We start from the raw sequence: 17,062 nt of genomic DNA on the forward strand, positions 1-17,062 counted from the left end.
CCTGCCTGGGTGGAAATGAAACCCGCCGCCAAGCGTAGTGGGCTTCATGCTCACTTTGCGCAATCTGGTGAAGGTGTATCCGGGGCCCGTGGCGGCGCTGCGGGGCGTGGACCTGGAGATACCGCGGGGAATGTTCGGGCTGCTGGGGCCGAACGGGGCGGGCAAGTCCACGCTGATGAAGATTCTGGCGGGCTTGCTGGAGCCCACCTCCGGTGAGGTGACGCTGGAGGGGATGGACCTGGTGCGTCACCCCGAGCAGCTCCGCCCGCACCTGGGCTACCTGCCGCAGGAGTTCGGCTTCTATCCGTACCTCTCCGGCCAGGACATGCTGCTGTACCTGCTGCGCCTCAAGGGCGTCAGTGCGCCGCAGGGCCTGCCCACGCTGTGCGCCGAGCTGCTGGAGCGCGTGAACCTCACGTTCGCGGCGAAGCGCAAGGTGAAGGAGTACTCGGGCGGCATGCGGCAGCGGCTGGGAATCGCGCAGGCGCTGGCGGGCAACCCCAAGCTCATCATCGTGGATGAGCCCACCGCGGGACTGGACCCCGAGGAGCGCCTGCGCTTCTACCGGCTGCTCGCGGAGGTCGCCAGCGAGCGCACCGTGCTGTTGTCCACGCACATCGTCGAGGACGTGGCCATGCTGTGCCCGCGCTTCGCCGTCATCCGCGCGGGCCGCGTGGTGGCCATCACCAGCCCCACCGAGGCGAAGGCCGCCATCCAGGGCACGCTCTTCGAGGGCTCGGTGCCGCCCGCCCAGATGGCCGCCTTCCAGCAGGCGCACCGCATCACCCAGGCGGTCCTCTTCGAGGGGAGGAACCGCGTGCGCATCCACGCGCCCTCCGGCGCTGTGCCCGCGGGCTTCGAGCACGTGCCGCCCACGCTGGAGGACGCGTACCACCTGCTCATGCGCGACGTGCCCGCCGAGTCCCCCGCTCCCGCGGCGCTGGAGGTGGCGCGATGAATCGCTCCCGCCTGGGCACCGTGCTGCGCACGGAGCTGGGCCATCAGATGCGGCGCCCGCTGTACTGGATCCTCATCGTCCTCGCCTTCCTGGTGGTGTGGGGCGTGTCCTCGGGCAACGTGACCATCGACTCGGGCGCGAGCCAGGTGGGCGGCAAGAAGGCGTGGGCCACGAGCGAGTTCGCCGTCTCGCAGATGGTCGTCTTCCTCACCTTCCTCCTGCAGTCCTTCTTCGTGTCCGTGGGCGCGGGCATGAGCGTCATCTCGGATGAAGAGGCGCGCGTGCAGCCGCTGCTGCACAGCTCCCCGCTCACGCCGGGCGAGTACGTGTGGGGCAAGTTCCTCGCGGTGGTGCTTGCCTACGCGGTGTCGCTCTGCGCCACGGTGGGCTTCCTGATGTTCTTCCACCACGTGGTGCCCGCGGGCGAGGCCGCCGAGTTCCGCGGCCCGTTCATCCTGTCCGCGTACCTGCGCCCGGTGTTGTGGTTCGGGCTGCCGCTGCTCGTGGTGATGACGGGGGCGGCGTTCGCGATGGGCGAGGCCACGCGGCGGCCGGTGCTCGTCTACTTCCTGCCGGTGGGCCTGTTCTTCCTCTGCATCTTCTTCCTCTGGGATTGGTCGCCCGGGTGGTTGGATCCGCGCATCAATCGCGTCCTCATGGCCGTGGAGCCGGCGGGCTTCCGCTGGCTCTCCGAGACGTGGCTCAAGGTGGACCGGGGCGTGGACTTCTACAACACGCAGCCGGTGGGCCTGGACGCGCTCTTCGTCATCAGCCGCGGGGTGCTCGTGGGGTTGGGGCTGGGCGCGGTGGCGTGGAGTCAGCGGCACTTCGCGCGCGCGCTCCGAGGTCAGGTGGCGGTGCGCGTGCCGCGACTGGCTCAAGCCGAGGCGCTGACGGGCTCGGCGCGGCATGGCGCGGCGGGGCGGGTTGAAGGCGCGCCGCTCGCGTCGCTGGGCATGGGCGCGCGGCCTCCGAGCATCCTGCTGGGGATGTGGCATGTCGCGCGAGCGGAGGTCCGAGGCCTGTTGTCCCAGCCGGGCCTGTACCTGTTCGTGCCCATCATCCTCTTCCAGACGGTGGTGACCGCGCTGAGCGCGGTGGGGCCCTTCGACACGCCACTCCTGCTGACGCCCGGACGCTTCGCGCTGCGGATGTCGAACGAGGCGACGGTGCTCGTGTGCTTGCTGCTCCTGTTCTACACGGTGGAGTCCCTGGAGCGGGAGGCGGCCAGTGGCTTCTCTCCCATTCACTCGGCCACGCCGGTGCGCACGCTGTCCGTGCTCGCGGGCAAGGCGATCGCCAACAGCGTGGTGGGCGTGGCGATGCTGGGCGCCCTGTCGCTCGCGGGTGTCGTCGTGCAGGGGGTGCAGGGGACGGTGTCGCTGTCGCTCATGCCCTACGTCATGGTCTGGGGCCTGCTGCTCGTGCCCACCTTCGTGTTGTGGACCAGCTTCGTGCTGGCGGCGCGCGCGCTGGCGGGTGGGCGCTTCGGGGCGTATGGCCTCGCGTTGGGCGCGCTGGGGCTCACCGGCTTCGGCGCGGCGCGCGAGAAGCTGACGTGGGTGACCAACTGGCCCATGTGGAGCACGGTGCGCTGGTCGGACATGGGGCCGCTGGAGCTGGACCGGCCCGCGGTGGTGCTCAACCGGCTGGCCGCGCTCGGGATGGCGGTGTTCTTCACCGCGCTGGCGGTTCGGTTGGATGCGCGGCGCGCGCGGGACTCCGTGAGTCTGCTCGAGCAGGTGCGTCCCTCGGGGCTGTTGCGCGGTGCGCGTCGGCTGGCGCCGTTCGCGGTGTTCCCCGGCGCGGTGCTGCTGTTGCTGGGCCTGCGCGTGGGCGAGGGCTTCGAGGGCGACGCGGCGAAGAAGCGCGCGAAGGAGTACTGGCAGAAGAACCTGGCCACGTGGAAGGACGCGCCGCAGCCGGCCCTCGTGGACGTGGAGCTGTCCGTGGACCTGGAGCCCGCGTCGGGCGCGCTGCGCACGCGCGGGACCTACACCCTCATCAACCGGCACGCGCAGCCGCTGGAGCGCTTTGCCCTCTCAGGAGGTGACCACTGGCAGGACGTGCGCTGGACGGTGGAGGGCCAGGAGGCGACGCCGGAGGACCGCTCTCGCTTGTACGTCTTCACGCCCGCGCACCCCCTGGCGACGGGCGCGACGACGAAGGTGGGCTTCGAGTTCCACGGCGTCTTCCCTCAGGGCGTGTCGCGCAACGGCGGTGAGCGCAGCGAGTTCATCCTGCCCTCGGGGGTGGTGCTCACCAGCGAGTTCCCGACCTTCGCGCCCGTGGTGGGGTACTTGGAGACGGTGGGCGTGGACAAGAAGGAGAACCAGTACGAGCCGCGCGTCTACTCGGACCACTTCTACGAGGGGCTGACGACAGCGGGGTGGGGCACGGGAAAGCCTTTCACCACGCGCATCCAAATCACTGGCCCGGCGGAGTACACCTTCAACTCGGTGGGCACGCTGACCTCGGATGACGTGAAGGACGGGCGGCGCGTGATGGTGTGGACGAGCGACCAGCCGGTGAGCATGTTCAACATCGTCGCGGGCCGCTGGAGCGCGGCGAAGGGAGACGGCACCGTCGTCTTCCACCACCCCGCGCACGGCTACAACGTGGCGCGCATGGTGCGAGGACTGGACGCGGCGCGGAAGTATTACTCCGAATGGTTCTATCCCTATCCGTGGAAGGAGCTGAAGCTCTCGGAGTTCCCGGGCATCGCCACCTACGCGCAAGGCTTTCCCACCAACATCACCTTCTCGGAGTCCATTGGCTTCCTCGCCCGCGCCTCACCGCGCGCGGACGCGGTGCTGCTCGTCACGGCGCACGAGGCGGCGCACCAGTGGTGGGGCAACCTGCTCATCCCGGGCAAGGGGCCCGGCGGCAACGTGTTGTCGGAGGGCATGTCCCATTACTCGGCGCTCCGGTTGATTGAACAGCTGGAGGGCTCCTACGAGCGGATGGAGACAGCGCGCCGGTTGGAAGATCGCTACGGGAAGAGCCGCCGCGTGGACGGAGAGCAGCCGCTGGTGAAGCTGGATGACTCGCGCGAGGGCGACAACACCGTCCTCTATGACAAGGGGGGGTGGACGTTCTGGATGCTGGAGGACCTGATGGGCCGGCCCGCCATGCAGGCGGGGCTCCAGGCGTTCCTGCGCCACTACATCCCCGACGAGGACCACCCCGTGCTGCAGGACTTCCTGGCGGAGCTGCGGCCCTTCGCGCCGGACGCCGCCGCGTTCGACGCCTTCGCGCAGCAGTGGTTCTTCCAGGTGTCGGTGCCCGAGTACCACCTGTCCGAGCCGCGCGTGACGGCGGACGGCGCGAAGTGGGTGACGAAGGTGGTGGTGCGCAACACGGGCACGGGCCGCATGCCCGTGGAGATCGCCGTGGCGAAGGGCGAGCGCTTCCCCGAGCGCGACGACGCGACGGGCCCGGTGCAGCCCTCGCCCGACTATCGCGACGCGCGCGAGACGCGGGTGCTGGGCCCGGATGAGCAGGTCGAGGTGACGCTGCGCTCGGACTTCAAGCCCGAGCAGATTCTGGTCGACCCCGACGTGCGCGTGCTCCAGCTCCGACGCGCGCAAGCCCTCCTGAAACTCTAGGCGAGTGCTCGAGGGTCGTTGTCCCAACGCGTTCATGGCGTCGCCGCGGAGGTCCCGTGTCTGTGCCGGTGGTGAGGGACCCCCGCTGTCTTCGTTGAGGCGGGCCTGCGGTCATCTCGCCGCTTCAGAGCAAGAAGCGGCAATGGAAGCGCTATGGAGCGTGAGCGGACGCGGCCCACTTGGGCAGCCCGCAGTGGAGGCAGCTCGGGGTTGTGCAGAGGGCCACCTCCCCGCGTTGATGAAAGGGGTGTCCGCAGCGAGGACACGGCCAGCGCGCCACCCGGTACGAGGTGATGGGCAGCGTGATGAACCACGAGAGGCCCAGGTACTTGAGCCCGGCGACCGGGCCTCCCAGGACGGCGCCTCGCATGACCGCCAGCAGCGCGGCGGAGAGGAATCCCCCCAGGAGGGCGCCAAGGTGCGCGAGGGCGCGCCAGCGATAGCGCTGCCACGCGGCTTCGTAGGATGGGTCCTTGAATACCTGTCGCATGCCGGTGGGGCGCCGCCGGAGTGTGGGCCCGGGGTGCGCGAGGGCGCACCGGCCGGCGCCCTTTGGGCCGTGCAACACCGGGCGCCAGCTGAAGTGTCACCACGAATTTCGTGGCGTGTTCCCGTCACGACTTCGTGAGGCGGGACACGTGGCCCGCCAGCGGGCGCCACCGTCCCTTCACCTTGGCGAGCGTGTCGGTGAACTGGAACTCCGCGCTGAAGGGTTTGCCCCCGGAGACACCCTTCACGACGGTGCGGCCCGTGACGACGGCGGTGTCGCCATGCACGCGCACCTTCATGTCCCGATTCTCGAAGACCTCGTATTGGGGGTCGCCCTGCTTCGCCTCGGCGACGTCGTTGGCCTTGGTGGTGACGACGCCGGTGGAGCCGGTGAGCGTGTAGTCGTCGAGCAGGAGCTGGTCGAGCGCCGCGGCATCTCCTCGGAGCGCGGCGGCGCACCAGTCGCGCTCGACCTGGAGGATGGCTTTCTCCTCGGCACTCTCAGCCAGCACGGGGGCGGTGAACAGCAGACTCAGCAGGAGGAGGGGGCGGTTCATGCCGCGAATCTAGCGGCGCGATGCGAAGCCCTGGCGGGATGCCGCTCGAATGGCGGTGACCCGCGCGAAGCATGGGGCTCCGCCTTGACACCGGGAGGGGGTCACTTCGGACGCTTCAGTCGGTCGCGACGGCGCTCCGCCTCGGCGCGGACGCAGCAGGCGTCCAGGTGGTCGTTCACGAGCCCCATCGCCTGCATGAAGGCATACACGGTGGTGGGCCCCACGAAGGTCCAGCCGCGCTTCTTGAGGTCCTTGGCCAAGGCCTGCGACTCGGGGGTCTGGGTGAGCGAGGCGGCGACGGCGCGGGTCATGCGCGCGGGGCGCGATTGCGGCCCGGGCTCGAAGCGCCAGAAGTAGGCCGCGAGCGAGCCGAACTCATCGCGCAGCGCGCGCACCTGCTTCGCGTTGTGGATGGCGGACTCAATCTTGCCCCGGTGCCGGATGATGCCGGCGTTGCCCAGGAGCTTCTCCACGTGCTTCGGGGTGAAGCGCGCGACCTTCTCGGAGTCGAAGCCCTCGAAGGCCTCGCGGAAGGCCTCGCGCTTGCGAAGGATGGTCAGCCAGCTCAGCCCGGACTGGAACCCCTCCAGGCAGAGCTTCTCGAAGAGGCGCGTGTCGTCCACGACGGGGAAGCCCCACTCCGTGTCGTGATACGGCTCCAGCTCCGGGGCGATGCCGGCCCAGCCGCAGCGCACCTGTCCATCCGCTCCCCGCACTCCCTCCTGCTCCGTCCCGCTCATTCCCCGCTCCTGATGCGTCGTGCCGCGTCGCGCGCGGATTGTTCCACAGGCGCGCCAGGGCGGGGGCTTCGTCGCGCGTCGCTACTTCTCCGGGAGCAGCGCGCCGAGCGTCCACGGCGTGGGCGCGGTGTCCACCAGCAGCAGGCGCAGGCTCCACGCGTCCGAGCCGCCCGGCGGATTGGCGGCCACGGCGAACAGGCGCTGGCCCACCCGCGTGCCCGAGTCGAGGTGGAAGCGGGCGCGCGGGTAGCGGTTGGCCTCGGAGGAGGGCGTCACGCCCAGCAGCAGGTTGTCCGGAGGCAGCGGCAGTCCCGAGGCCGCGGACGCGCCGCCGAAGGATTGATCGACGAAGGGCGCATCCTGGAGGACGCGCTGCTCCGGCCCCACGAGGCCCACGTCCACTGCGGGGCTGCTCGGCGCCGCGTGCACGAGCCGCACGAGGACATTGCTGGAGTCGTGGGAGAAGCCCTCGGCGAAGGGCAGCAGCGTGAAGGCCGGGGACTGTGGCGTGGGCGGCGCGAGGTAGCCCGACGCGACGAGCAGGTAGCGCTCGCCAGCCACCAGCTCCGGCGTGCGAGACGACGCGGCGGGCGCGCCCGCGGGACGCACGTGGTCCAGCGTCACGCCGAAGGCATCGAGCGTGTACTCGCCGGGCGGAACCTGCACCGGGCCGGACATCGTGCCGAAGGACAGTGGGGCGAAGAGGGCCCGCGCTCCGGCGAACAGCTCCATCGTCGGCGCATCCGGCGAGGCGTGCACCGCGTACACCACGGGGTTCTGTCGCAGGATGGCGAGCGTTCCATCGCGGCCCGCCATGAGCAGCGAGAAGCCGTTGCCGGCGCGCGCGGGCTCGGTCATCAGGCCCGTGGCGACGATGAGCGTCTGGGTGCCGGCCACGAGCGGTGGCAGGGTGAAGGACGTCACGTGCTCGGCGTTCGTCCCCAACACCACGCCGAGCTGGAGCGGCTCACCCGCCGGAACGTCCCCCGTCGCATCGCCCGTGCTCGCGAAGCGCTCCAGCAGCTCGGTGTCCACGGTGCCGTCGTCGCCCACGTCGAAGCCGAGCGTGGGGGCGTCCACGCCCGCGTTCACCAGCCGGACCTGCGCCTGGTCGGGAGCGACCGCGTCGCGCGGGGGTTCGCGCAGGGACAGCGCGCGGAAGACGGAGGCCGGGTCATGCCCGGCGAACAGGCCCGCGACCACCACCGTCCATCGCGCTTCCTGCTCCAGCGTGACGTGCGTGGTGAGCAGCGGCGCCGTGGTCGCGGCCGAGCCCGAGGCGCGCAGCTCCACGGTGATGTCGCCGGGAGGCAAGGTGGCGTAGGTCGTCGTCGAGCCATACGCGACGCGCACGGCCAACGGGCGCGTGCTGCCCTCGACATAGACATCCACGGGCGGCGCGTCCGGCGAGGCGTGGAGCACGCGAATCTGGGCGGGGACGAGCGGGCGCTCCGGGATGGGCGGCGGGGGCGGGGGGGGCGCCTCGGCGACCTCGGTCCGGTTGCAGCCAGCCACGAGCACCATCAAGCCCACCTGCACCGTGACGAGCAGGGCCTTCCAGCAGCGCGTGCGGTTCATGCTCCGTCCCCCTCTTCTGGAGGACATCGCGCACGGGCGCGACGTGCCTCGGTCCCAGGACGCTAGGCAGGCGCGGCGCGCCTCCGAAGGCGTCCCGGTGGGGAGGGTTGACCGGCGACTCAGGGCGTTGTGCGCGAGTGAACGTCGCAAGGGCGCGAACTCGTGGCGGCCGCGCGGGGCGTGCCGGCCGGCCCGGGCGATGCGTGTGGGCGGGCAGGCTCACCTGCTCGCCCCGGCGTCGAGGCCCGGTTCGAGGCTTGAGACCGGACATGTCCGAGACACCGAAGCCGCTCTGGTAGGTTTGGTGGAACCATGATGACCCTTGGAGCCCTCCCTCTCCTCGCCCTCCTGTTCGCCGCGCCGCCCGCGCCTTCGTCCTCTCCCTCGGGCGTGGCGGGCATTGCCCCGCTGCCTGGCCAGCCCAACCTGTGGGTGAGTCAGGTCCCGCCCGTCCCGCCTGAGCTGTCCCAGCGCGCGCGCCAGTTTCTGGAGTCCCGCGCCGCGTCGCTGCTGGACGTGACGGGCGACGGCAAGCAGGTGCTCATCAGCACGCGCTTCGCGGACACCAACCAGTTGCACGGGGTGGAGCAGCCGTTGGGCATGCGCACGCAGCTCACCTTCGCGCGCGAGCCCATCAATCAGGCGAAGTTCCTGCCCGGCAACCCGCAGGTCCTCTTCTTCTTGCAGGACCAGGGCGGCGGAGAGTTCTTCCAGGTGTTCCGGTTGGATCGCCACACGGGCCGCTCCGAGCGGTTGACCGACGGCAAGAGCCGGCACGAGTCGCTGCGCGTGTCGCCGGATGGTCGCTGGCTGGCGTATGGCGGCACGGGCCGCAACGGCAAGGACACGGACGTGTACGTCGCGCCCACGGCGGCGCCCACGCAGGCCCGGCGCGTGACGGAGGCCGAGGGCAACTGGACGCCGATGGAGTTCTCGCGCGATGGCTCGAGGCTGCTCGTGCGGCAGTACCGCGCCGCGGATGACGCGGACCTGCACGTGGTGGACGTGAAGACGGGCGAGCGCCGCCCGCTCACCCCGAAGGAGGACAAAGGCAGCGTGGACAGCGCCGTGTTCTCCCAGGACGGCAAGGCCGTGTACCTGGTGACGGACCGCTACAGCGACTTCGCCGAGCTATACCGCGTGGAGCTGTCCCAGGCGCCCGGCACCGCGGCGCCCCGCGCGTTGACCTCTTCGCTGCACTGGAACGTGAAGGATGTCTCGCTGTCCGCGGACGGGCGCCGGTTGGCGGTGCACGTCAACGAGGATGGGTACAGCCGCCTGTACCTGCTCGACACGCGCACTCAGGCCCTGGCTCCGGTGGAGTTGCCGCGCGGCGTGATGGGCGACGTGTTGTTCCCCGCGTCGCGCTCGGATGCGGTGTTCTTCTCGCTGATGTCCGCGCGCGTGCCCTTGGATGTCTTCTCGGTCGACCTGCGCGCGCGCAAGACGACGCGGTGGACTCGCTCCGAGGTCGGCGGGTTGGATGCGGAGACCTTCGTGGAGCCCGAGCTGGTGCGCTATCCGTCCACGGATAGCGTGCGGGTGCCGGCCTTCCTCTACAAGCCGCGAGGCGCCGCCGGAAAGCTGCCCGTGGTGGTGCTCTTCCACGGCGGTCCGGAGGGCCAGAGCGTGCCGGGCTTCAGCACCTTCATTCAATTGCTGGCGACCGAGCTGGGCATGGCGGTGCTGGTGCCCAACGTGCGGGGTTCGGACGGCTACGGGAAGGCCTACCGCGCCATGGATGACGGCGTGAAGCGCGAGCAGAGCCTGGCGGACATCGGCGCGACGCTGGACTTCGTTGGCACGCGCCCGGACCTGGATGCCGCGCGGGTGGGCGTCTACGGCGGCTCATATGGCGGCTACATGACGCTGGCCACCGTGGCCTTCTTCCCCGAGCGCGTGCGCGCGGCGGTGGACGTGGTGGGCATCTCCTCGCTGCCGTCGTTCCTCCAGAGCACCCAGGCCTACCGGCGGGACCTGCGACGCGCGGAGTATGGTGACGAGCGCGACCCGGCCGTGCGCCAGGTGCAGGAGCGCATCTCCCCGCTGGGGTCGGTGCAGAAGATTCGCGCGGCGCTCTATGTCCAGCAGGGCGCCAACGACCCGCGCGTGCCCCAGTCCGAGGCCGAGCAGATCGTCCAGGCGGTACGCGCGAAGGGCTCGGACGTTTGGTATCTGCTGGCTACGGATGAAGGCCACGGCTTCCAGAAGAAGGAGAACCGCGACTTCGCGCAGGTGACGGCCGCGATGTTCTTCGAGAAGTATCTGGGGGCGGACGAGGCACCCGGGAAGAAAGAGGGGCGCTGAGCCGTAGAGGGCTTCGCGTCCCAGAGGAGGGCAGCCATGAAGCGTGTCATGCGGCCGTTGCGCCGAGGCGTGGGAATCCTGGGAGTGCTGGTGGGCGCCGGGGTGGCCTTGGCCGCCAGCCGTCCGGATGCCATCGGGCTGCACATCGCCCGGGAGTCCTGGAACCTGGTGCTGACGCAGGATGCGATCTCCGGCCCGGAGTTCCAGCTCGCTCGCAAGCCGGGCGTGCTCCGGGGGCGCACCGTCCTGGGCGACGTGCACCTCACCCTCACCGACACCACCGTGACGGGCGTGGTGGGTGTGCAGACGGTGAACCTGAAGGTGAAGCGCGAAGGCGCGGCGCTGGTGGCGGAAGGTGGCTTCGCGGGGCGCCCCGCGGAGCTGCGGCTGTCCCCGGACGGGCTGCGCGTGTATGTGCGCGACTGCACCTACACGCTGAAGGCGAAGGAGGCGGGGCGCGTCTACGAGGGGCGCCGCAGCTGCGACAGCCTCACCGTTCCGGAGAGCGAAATCTCGCTGCCGGAGGAGTTCCTGGCCGCTCCCATCGCCGAGCAGGCCGCGGTGCTGTTGTTGGCGCTGTAGTTCTCGCGTCGCGTCGGGGAGGCCGCGCGGGTGAACCCTCGCACGCTGTCGATTGGCATCGCCCTCACCGCCGCCGCCGTGGCGGTGGGGGTGGGCATCTGGCTGGGCCGGCCTCCGCCGCCGTTGCGCCTTCAGCCCGTCCTCCCGGAGCCGCTGCTCCGGTCCTTCCCGGACGCCAAACCGTCGCGTGACGTCACGCTCAGCGATGGCGTCCGCCTGCCGAATGTCCCCGAGCGTTGCGCGCCGGATGACGCGGGCTCGCTCGAGTGCCGCGATGACTGCGCGTCCGACGCGGACTGTCCCGGGGGCGCGCTGTGCGTGACGCACCCGCTCTTCGGTCATCGCGCGTGTGAGCGCCGCACCAACCTGTGCGAGCGCGCGCGCGACTGCGCGACGGGGCAGGTATGCCACGCCGAGGGGACGTCGGCCTCGGGCGCCGCGGTGCGCCGGTGTCAGGAGGATGGAAAGCGCCGCGCGGGCGAGTCCTGCACCCTGTCCGCGATGTCACCCGAGGAGGCGTGTCAGCCGGGGCTTGCCTGCGTGTGGGAGCGCTGTGGAACGCCGTGCACGGTGCGCGCGCCGGATGCGTGTCCGCCGGGTTGGGAGTGCGCGCCCGGAGCATTTCGCGTGACAGGCGCCTGCGTGGCTTCGTGTCGCGAGCAGCCGTGTCCACGCGGGACGCGTTGCGAGTCGGTGAGCGAGGGCGGCATCCCCCTCTGTCACCGCTTCGTGGGCCCGGACTGTCTCGGCGGCGAGTCCTGCGCCGAGGGGCAGGACTGTCTGCGGGGCTTCGCCGAGCCGAGCCTGGAGACGCAGGCCTTCGAGTGTCGCGCCCGCTGCGACGCGAGCCACGCCTGCCCGAAGGGCCTGTCCTGCGACGAGCGCAGCGGCTACTGCCTGCGCCCGTGCTCTCGGGACGCGGACTGCGCCGCGCCCGAGCGCTGTCACGTCCTCGACCCCGTCACCCAGCAGATGGGCTGCGCGGTCATCGCCGAGGGGCTCCCGGCCCGCTCCCAGCGGAGCGAGCCGAGGCCCTGAGCCGCGCTACTGCGGAACGCAGGCGCCGTTGCCCGCGTTGTCCGGCGCGCAGATGTAGCCGGTGCGGCAAGAGCCCTGGGTGCCGATGCCGCTGCACGTGGCGAAGCAGTACGCGTTGGCGACATCGCTGGTGGCGTAGCACTTGGAGCCGGACGGGCAGCTCGACGACACGCAGCTCAGGGTGCAGTAGCCGCTCGGGTAGTTGGTGGCGCAGATGCCACCCGTGCCGCACTGGCTGTCCTTCGTGCACGGCTGACCGACCAACGACGTGGGCTCGGGGTCGGAGGACTCGCCCGGGGCGAGCGAGAAGCTGATGTCCTGCACCGTGATGCCCGTCTTCACATCGAAGGACTCGAACTCGGTGGCATCGCGCCAGTAGCCCACGCGCTCGCCGTCCTCGAAGAGCTCGCCGTCGCCGTCCTCGTCGATGGTCGCCAGCGCGTAGTACGTGTGGGGCGTGAGCTTGGCGCTGTAGTGGTAGCCGCCCGTCGCGGGCACCAGGAGCACGGCGTCCTTGTCTACCTGCCACGCTCCGGTCTTGTCCTGGTAGGCGAACGCGATGAGCGCGTCCTTGTCCTGCAGGCTGCCCACCTTGAACTTCACCAGCACGTTGGCGGTGCCTCCCGGGCTCGCGGTGAGGGTGAGCTGGGCCACGTAGTCGCCCACGGGCAGCGAGCCCTGCTTGACGGTGACGGACACCAGCGTCGACTTGTAGGCGTCCACGGACACCGAGTTGGAGGAGACGGACACCGCCGAGGACTGCGTGCCCGCGACGGTGATGCCCACCTGGAGCTTGCCGCCGCCCGTGTTGCGCACGGCGAGTTGCTGCGTGCCGCCTCCGGTGAAGGAGAGCTGCGTGGTGCTGATGGCCAGCTTGGGCGGAGCATTGGGGTCACCGCCGCCCTTGGCCCGCAGCACGGCGGCCTGCGCGTTGACGAGTCCCGCGCCACAGCCCTCGGCGCACTGGCTGGTCGTATCGGCCGTGTCCTTGAGGATGTTCTCCACCTCCGTGGCGGTGAGCGCGGGGTTGACGGCGAGCATCAGCGCCACGACTCCGGCCACGTGCGGCGCGGCCATGCTGGTGCCGTTGTAGAAGCCGTATGAGGGCTGCCTGTTGCTGTCCGGCAGGGTGGACAGCACGCCGTCCGGGAAGCCGTCGCCGTTGCGGTCCTCGCTCGTCTGGCCACCGGTGGCCATGACATCCACCACCGAGCCGAAGTTGGAGTAGCTGGCGCGCCGGCCGTCGAAGCGCACCGCGCCCACGCAGATGACGTTCTGCATGTTGCAGGGGAACGTGCCCGAGGCGTTCACGTTCTCGTTGCCCGCGGCGATGACGAAGATGGCGTTGCGCGTGTTGACCGCGGTGTTGACGATGTCCTGCACGGACTGCGGCGCGGAGCCCGTGCCGCCCAGGCTCAGGTTGACCACGCGCGCGGGCGTGGTGTTCGCGCGCACGCCGGGCACGGTGCCGCCCGTGGCCCAGTTCATGCCCGCCGCGATGTCCGCCAGCGTGCCGCCGTTGGTGCCCAGCACGCGCACGGGGAGCACCTTGCCCTTCCAGGTGACACCCGCCACGCCCAGCTTGTTGTTGGACACGGCGCCGATGGTCCCCGCCACGTGCGTGCCGTGGAAGGAAGAGCTGCCGCTCGGGCCGTCGTTGCCCATGTCCGTGGGGTCGTTGTCCGGGCCGTCTCCGTCACCGGCGGCGCTGGCGCTGGAGATGAGGTCGATGCCCGGCAGGATGCGCGCGTCCAGGTCCGGGTGCTTGGTGATGCCGGTGTCCACCACTGCCACCACCATGGAGTCGATGCCCGTGGTGATGTCCCACGCGGCCGGCAGGTTCATGTTCGCGTAGTGCCACTGGCGCGCGTAGTAGGGGTCATCCGGCACCGCGAAGGACGTCACCTTCAGGTTGCTCTCCGCGTAGCGAACGCCGGGCGTCACCGAGAGCTGCTTCACGATGCCCTCGTGCTCGTCCCGCGCCAGCGCGCGCACGGGCGCCGCGCCGGACTGGGCCTGCACCACGTCCGGCGAATAGCGCAGCACGTGGAGGTACTCGCTGATGAAGCCCAGGTGCGTCGCGCGGTAGCCGGGCATGCGCGCCCGCTCGAGCGCCGCGTCCTTCGACAGGTTGGCCTCATCGAAGCGGACGATGACCTCGCCCGGGATGAGCGAGTCCTGGGGCGGAGGCGAGGCGTGGGTCACCTCGCGGGCGGCGACGGCGCGGTGAACGGCGCCCGTCAGGTCGCGAAGCTCGGACGCGGGAAGGCGAGGCGACACCACCGCGGCGCTCGCGGCGCCCGAGCGGAAGGGCGTCAGCGTGCCCTGCACGGTCCCCGTGGTGGGGTCGGGTTGTGTGGGTTCCTCGGTGGAGGGGCAGCCTGCGCATGCCAGCAGCGCCAGGATGGCAAGACGGCGAATCATGAAGAGGTCCTTGGACAGGTGGAAGTCGCGCGGACGCTAGAGCCGCGCAGGCGCGCGCGTCCAGGCAGCCGCGCACTCCCGCCTGCTTGCTTCAGCCGCGTGGCAGCTCGACGGTGAAGGTGGAACCCACCCCCAACTCGCTGTGCACGGTGATGCGCCCGCCCATCGCCTCGACAATCTGTCGGGCAATCCACAGCCCCAGTCCGAAGCCGCCGTAGTTGCGCTCGGACACGGCGCGTTCGAAGCGGTGGAACAGCCGTGACAGGTGCTCGGTCGCGATGCCGATGCCGCCGTCGCGCACCTCCAGGCGCACGTTCTTGGGGAAGCACGCGAGCGCCACCCGCACCGGGTTGCCCCGGCCGTACTTCACGGCGTTGGAGAGCAGGTTGGTGAGGACCTGGTCCAGCCGCAGCCGGTCCCATTCGCCGTGGGCCTCGGGCGAGAGCACCAGGTCCAGCGGCGTGTCGGTGCGCGCCAGCTCGGGCTCGAAGCGCTCCGCCACCTCGCGCACGAGCGCGCCCAGCTCCAGCGGCTCCGGCCGCAGCTCCAGTCGGCCCGCGCTGATGCGCGACACATCCAACAGATCGTTCACGAGCTGCGTCTGGCGCTTCACCTGCCGCTCCACCATCTCCAGGCCCCGGCGCAGCCGCTCTGGAGAGGGCACGCCGCCCGAGTGGCCCAGTCCCGCGAGCAGCCGCTGCACCTGCATCTGGAGCGCGGTGATGGGCGTCTTCAGCTCGTGGCTCGCGATGGAGAGGAACTCCTCGCGCAGCCGGATGGCCTGCCGGGCCTCGCGGTACAGGCGCGCGTTGTCGATGGCCAGCGCCGCCCGACGCGCCAGCTCCTGCGCCAGCGCCAGGTCCTGCGGGTCGTACGCGCGCCGCGAGGTGACGAAGGAGAGCGCGCCAATCGTCTGGCCGCGCACGCGCAACGGCACGCACAGGTAGGCGCAGCGGCTCGAGGTCTCGGACGGCCCCGAGCGCAGCTCCGGCTTGCCCGAGCTGATGACCCGCGACACCACCGCCACCCCCGGCGCGGGCATGTCTCCGGCGGGCCCATGGCAGGTCGCGGCCTCCGGCGTCGAGGCGGTGGCCACGCAGCGCACGCCGCCCAGCCCATCCGCCAGGAAGACGCCACAGGACTCCGCGTGCGCGGGCACCGCCAGGTGGGCCACGCGCTCCAGCGTCTCCTCCTGCTCCAGGCTGCCCGCGAGCACACCGCCGGCCTCCGCGAGGAAGCGCTGCATCTCCTCGCCGCGCTGGCGCTCGGTGATGTCCACCACCACGCTCAGACATTGGGGCGGTCCGCTCGCGGGCCGCACGAGCCCCGTCCACAGCGCCACCTGGACGGTGCCGCCGTCGCGCCTGAGCCGCTCCGTCTCCGCGCCCGCGAGCACCGTGCCCTGCGTCACCCGCTCCAGGTGCTGGCGGAACTCCTCCTGCCGAGACTCGGGCACCGCGGGCAGCACCTGGCCAATCACCTCTTCGGCCGTCCACCCCAGCATGCGCTCGGCGGCGGGGTTCCACAGCCGCACGATTCCATCCGGGTCCAGCAGCATGATGGCCGCCGGGCTCGCCTGGATGACGGCCTCCAGCGTCTGGTGCGCCTGCCGCATCGCGGCCCGCGCGCGCTTCTCCTGCTCCAACAGCCGCGCGCGCGCCAGGGCCTGCGCCGCGTGGTGCGCCACGAGCAGGAGGAAGGCCCGCTCGTCGTCGTCGAAGCGGTGGGGCAGGGCGAAGGCGAACAGCAGCGCGCCCAGGGCGCGGCCATCCACCACCAGCGGCAGGCACACGGACGAGGGGGACTGCTGAAGGGCGAAGTGCGGCCCGCGGGCGTCCACCTCGGGGAAGCGCGCGGCCAGCTCGTCCGGGCCCTCCAGCCACACCGGCTGCAGCTCCTGGAGGCACTCGCGCATGGGCGTGCGCTTGTGCAGCGGCACGACGCGGAACAGCTCCGTCATGGCCGGGGCGTAGCCCGCGCACCGCAAGAGCCGCGCCTGGGCATCCCCCTGCTCCAGCAGCCACAGGCCGCCGTTGCGCGCGCCCACCGCCTCCAGCCCCTGGTCGATGACGATCTCCGCCACGCGCGACGCGGTGAGCACCTCGGACAGCTCGGCGGTGACGTGCTGGAGTCGCGCCAGCCGCCCCGCGGCCACCTCCGCCGCCTGTCGCGCCTGGCGCTCGGCCGCGTAGGCGCGCGCTACATCCAGGGCGATGGCCGCGCGGTCCGCCAGCTCCTGGAGCAACAGCCGCTCGCCCCCGTCGAAGCGGCGCTCCTGCTCCTCGCGCCACACGGTCAGCGTCCCCAACGTGTGCCCGCGGGCGCGCAAGGGCAGCACCAGCAAGTGATGAAAAGGGAAGCGGTCCATGGCGCCCGGGTAGGGCCCCGGCAGCACGCGCCGCAGGTCCTCCACGGTGACGTCCTCCACGCCCAGCGCCTCACCCGACCGCATCACCTCGCCCGCCACGCCCTCGTCCGCGCGCACCAGGGGCGCGGTGAGCGCCTGGAACAGCGGACGCACCTCCGGCACACACGACGCCGACGCGACGGTGCGCAACCACCGCCCATCCTCCAGGAGCAGCCGCAGCGCACACGCCGAGCCCAGCAGCGGAACCACCAGCCCGCACAACCGCTCCATGACCGCCGGGGACTCCAGGCTCGCATCGGCCAGGACCCGAGACGCCTCGGCCAGCAGGGCCAGGCGCTCCTCGATTTCCGGAGCGTGGGCCCCGTACTGCCGTCCCTCGCCGAGCCTGGAAGCCGCCATGGTCATCACGCCCC

11 protein-coding genes are annotated in these 17,062 nt (G+C 71.1%); 5 read left to right on the top strand and 6 right to left on the bottom strand.

Annotated elements, in window-relative coordinates; translation table 11 throughout:
• The first annotated feature begins 46 nt into the window (after positions 1-46).
• Both KRR26_RS08850 and KRR26_RS08855 read left to right on the top strand, forming a co-directional pair.
• Positions 47-958, top strand: a complete 912-nt coding sequence (locus KRR26_RS08850) for an ABC transporter ATP-binding protein (RefSeq protein WP_217079599.1) — start codon at positions 47-49, stop codon at positions 956-958.
• Complete coding sequence (locus KRR26_RS08855) at positions 955-4,566, top strand: ABC transporter permease/M1 family aminopeptidase (protein ID WP_217079600.1); 3,612 nt, start codon at positions 955-957, stop codon at positions 4,564-4,566. Before KRR26_RS08850 ends, KRR26_RS08855 begins: the two co-directional genes overlap by 4 nt.
• A 151-nt stretch (positions 4,567-4,717) precedes the next feature.
• Here KRR26_RS08855 and KRR26_RS08860 read toward each other — a convergent pair whose 3' ends face one another.
• From KRR26_RS08860 to KRR26_RS08875, 4 genes are all read right to left on the bottom strand, one after another.
• Positions 4,718-5,056, bottom strand: a complete 339-nt coding sequence (locus KRR26_RS08860; protein WP_120207426.1) for a hypothetical protein — start codon at positions 5,054-5,056, stop codon at positions 4,718-4,720.
• A gap of 124 nt (positions 5,057-5,180) precedes the next feature.
• Entirely contained in the window at positions 5,181-5,612 is a 432-nt protein-coding gene (locus tag KRR26_RS08865) for a nuclear transport factor 2 family protein (protein ID WP_120207428.1), read from the bottom strand.
• Between the two features lie 101 nt (positions 5,613-5,713).
• Positions 5,714-6,352: a DNA-3-methyladenine glycosylase I gene (locus tag KRR26_RS08870; RefSeq protein WP_217079601.1), complete on the bottom strand. Its 639-nt coding sequence runs from the start codon at positions 6,350-6,352 to the stop codon at positions 5,714-5,716.
• Between the two features lie 81 nt (positions 6,353-6,433).
• Positions 6,434-7,930, bottom strand: a complete 1,497-nt coding sequence (locus tag KRR26_RS08875; RefSeq protein ID WP_158611513.1) for a DUF4397 domain-containing protein — start codon at positions 7,928-7,930, stop codon at positions 6,434-6,436.
• Positions 7,931-8,242: 312 nt separating this feature from the next.
• Between KRR26_RS08875 and KRR26_RS08880 the strand changes: the two genes are divergently transcribed.
• From KRR26_RS08880 to KRR26_RS08890, 3 genes are read left to right on the top strand one after another with little or no spacing between them, the layout of a single operon-like run.
• Complete coding sequence (locus KRR26_RS08880; protein ID WP_217079602.1) at positions 8,243-10,237, top strand: S9 family peptidase; 1,995 nt, start codon at positions 8,243-8,245, stop codon at positions 10,235-10,237.
• Positions 10,238-10,273: 36 nt separating this feature from the next.
• On the top strand, positions 10,274-10,819 hold the full coding sequence (locus tag KRR26_RS08885) for a hypothetical protein (RefSeq protein ID WP_120207436.1): 546 nt from the start codon (positions 10,274-10,276) through the stop codon (positions 10,817-10,819).
• Positions 10,820-10,849: 30 nt separating this feature from the next.
• The gene (locus KRR26_RS08890) at positions 10,850-11,857 is read left to right on the top strand and encodes a hypothetical protein (protein ID WP_217079603.1); all 1,008 of its coding nucleotides are present in this window, start codon (positions 10,850-10,852) and stop codon (positions 11,855-11,857) included.
• A 6-nt stretch (positions 11,858-11,863) separates the two neighbouring features.
• Here the strand turns inward: KRR26_RS08890 and KRR26_RS08895 are convergent, their stop codons facing one another.
• Together KRR26_RS08895 and KRR26_RS08900 are read right to left on the bottom strand one after the other, a co-directional pair.
• The gene (locus KRR26_RS08895; RefSeq protein ID WP_217079604.1) at positions 11,864-14,281 is read right to left on the bottom strand and encodes a S8 family peptidase; all 2,418 of its coding nucleotides are present in this window, start codon (positions 14,279-14,281) and stop codon (positions 11,864-11,866) included.
• A gap of 91 nt (positions 14,282-14,372) precedes the next feature.
• Complete coding sequence (locus KRR26_RS08900) at positions 14,373-17,048, bottom strand: sensor histidine kinase (RefSeq protein WP_233577178.1); 2,676 nt, start codon at positions 17,046-17,048, stop codon at positions 14,373-14,375.
• Between the last annotated feature and the right edge of the window lie 14 nt (positions 17,049-17,062).

It is taken from the genome of Citreicoccus inhibens (genome assembly GCF_019039035.1).
In the GTDB taxonomy this organism is placed as follows: Bacteria; Myxococcota; Myxococcia; order Myxococcales; family Myxococcaceae; genus Citreicoccus; species Citreicoccus inhibens.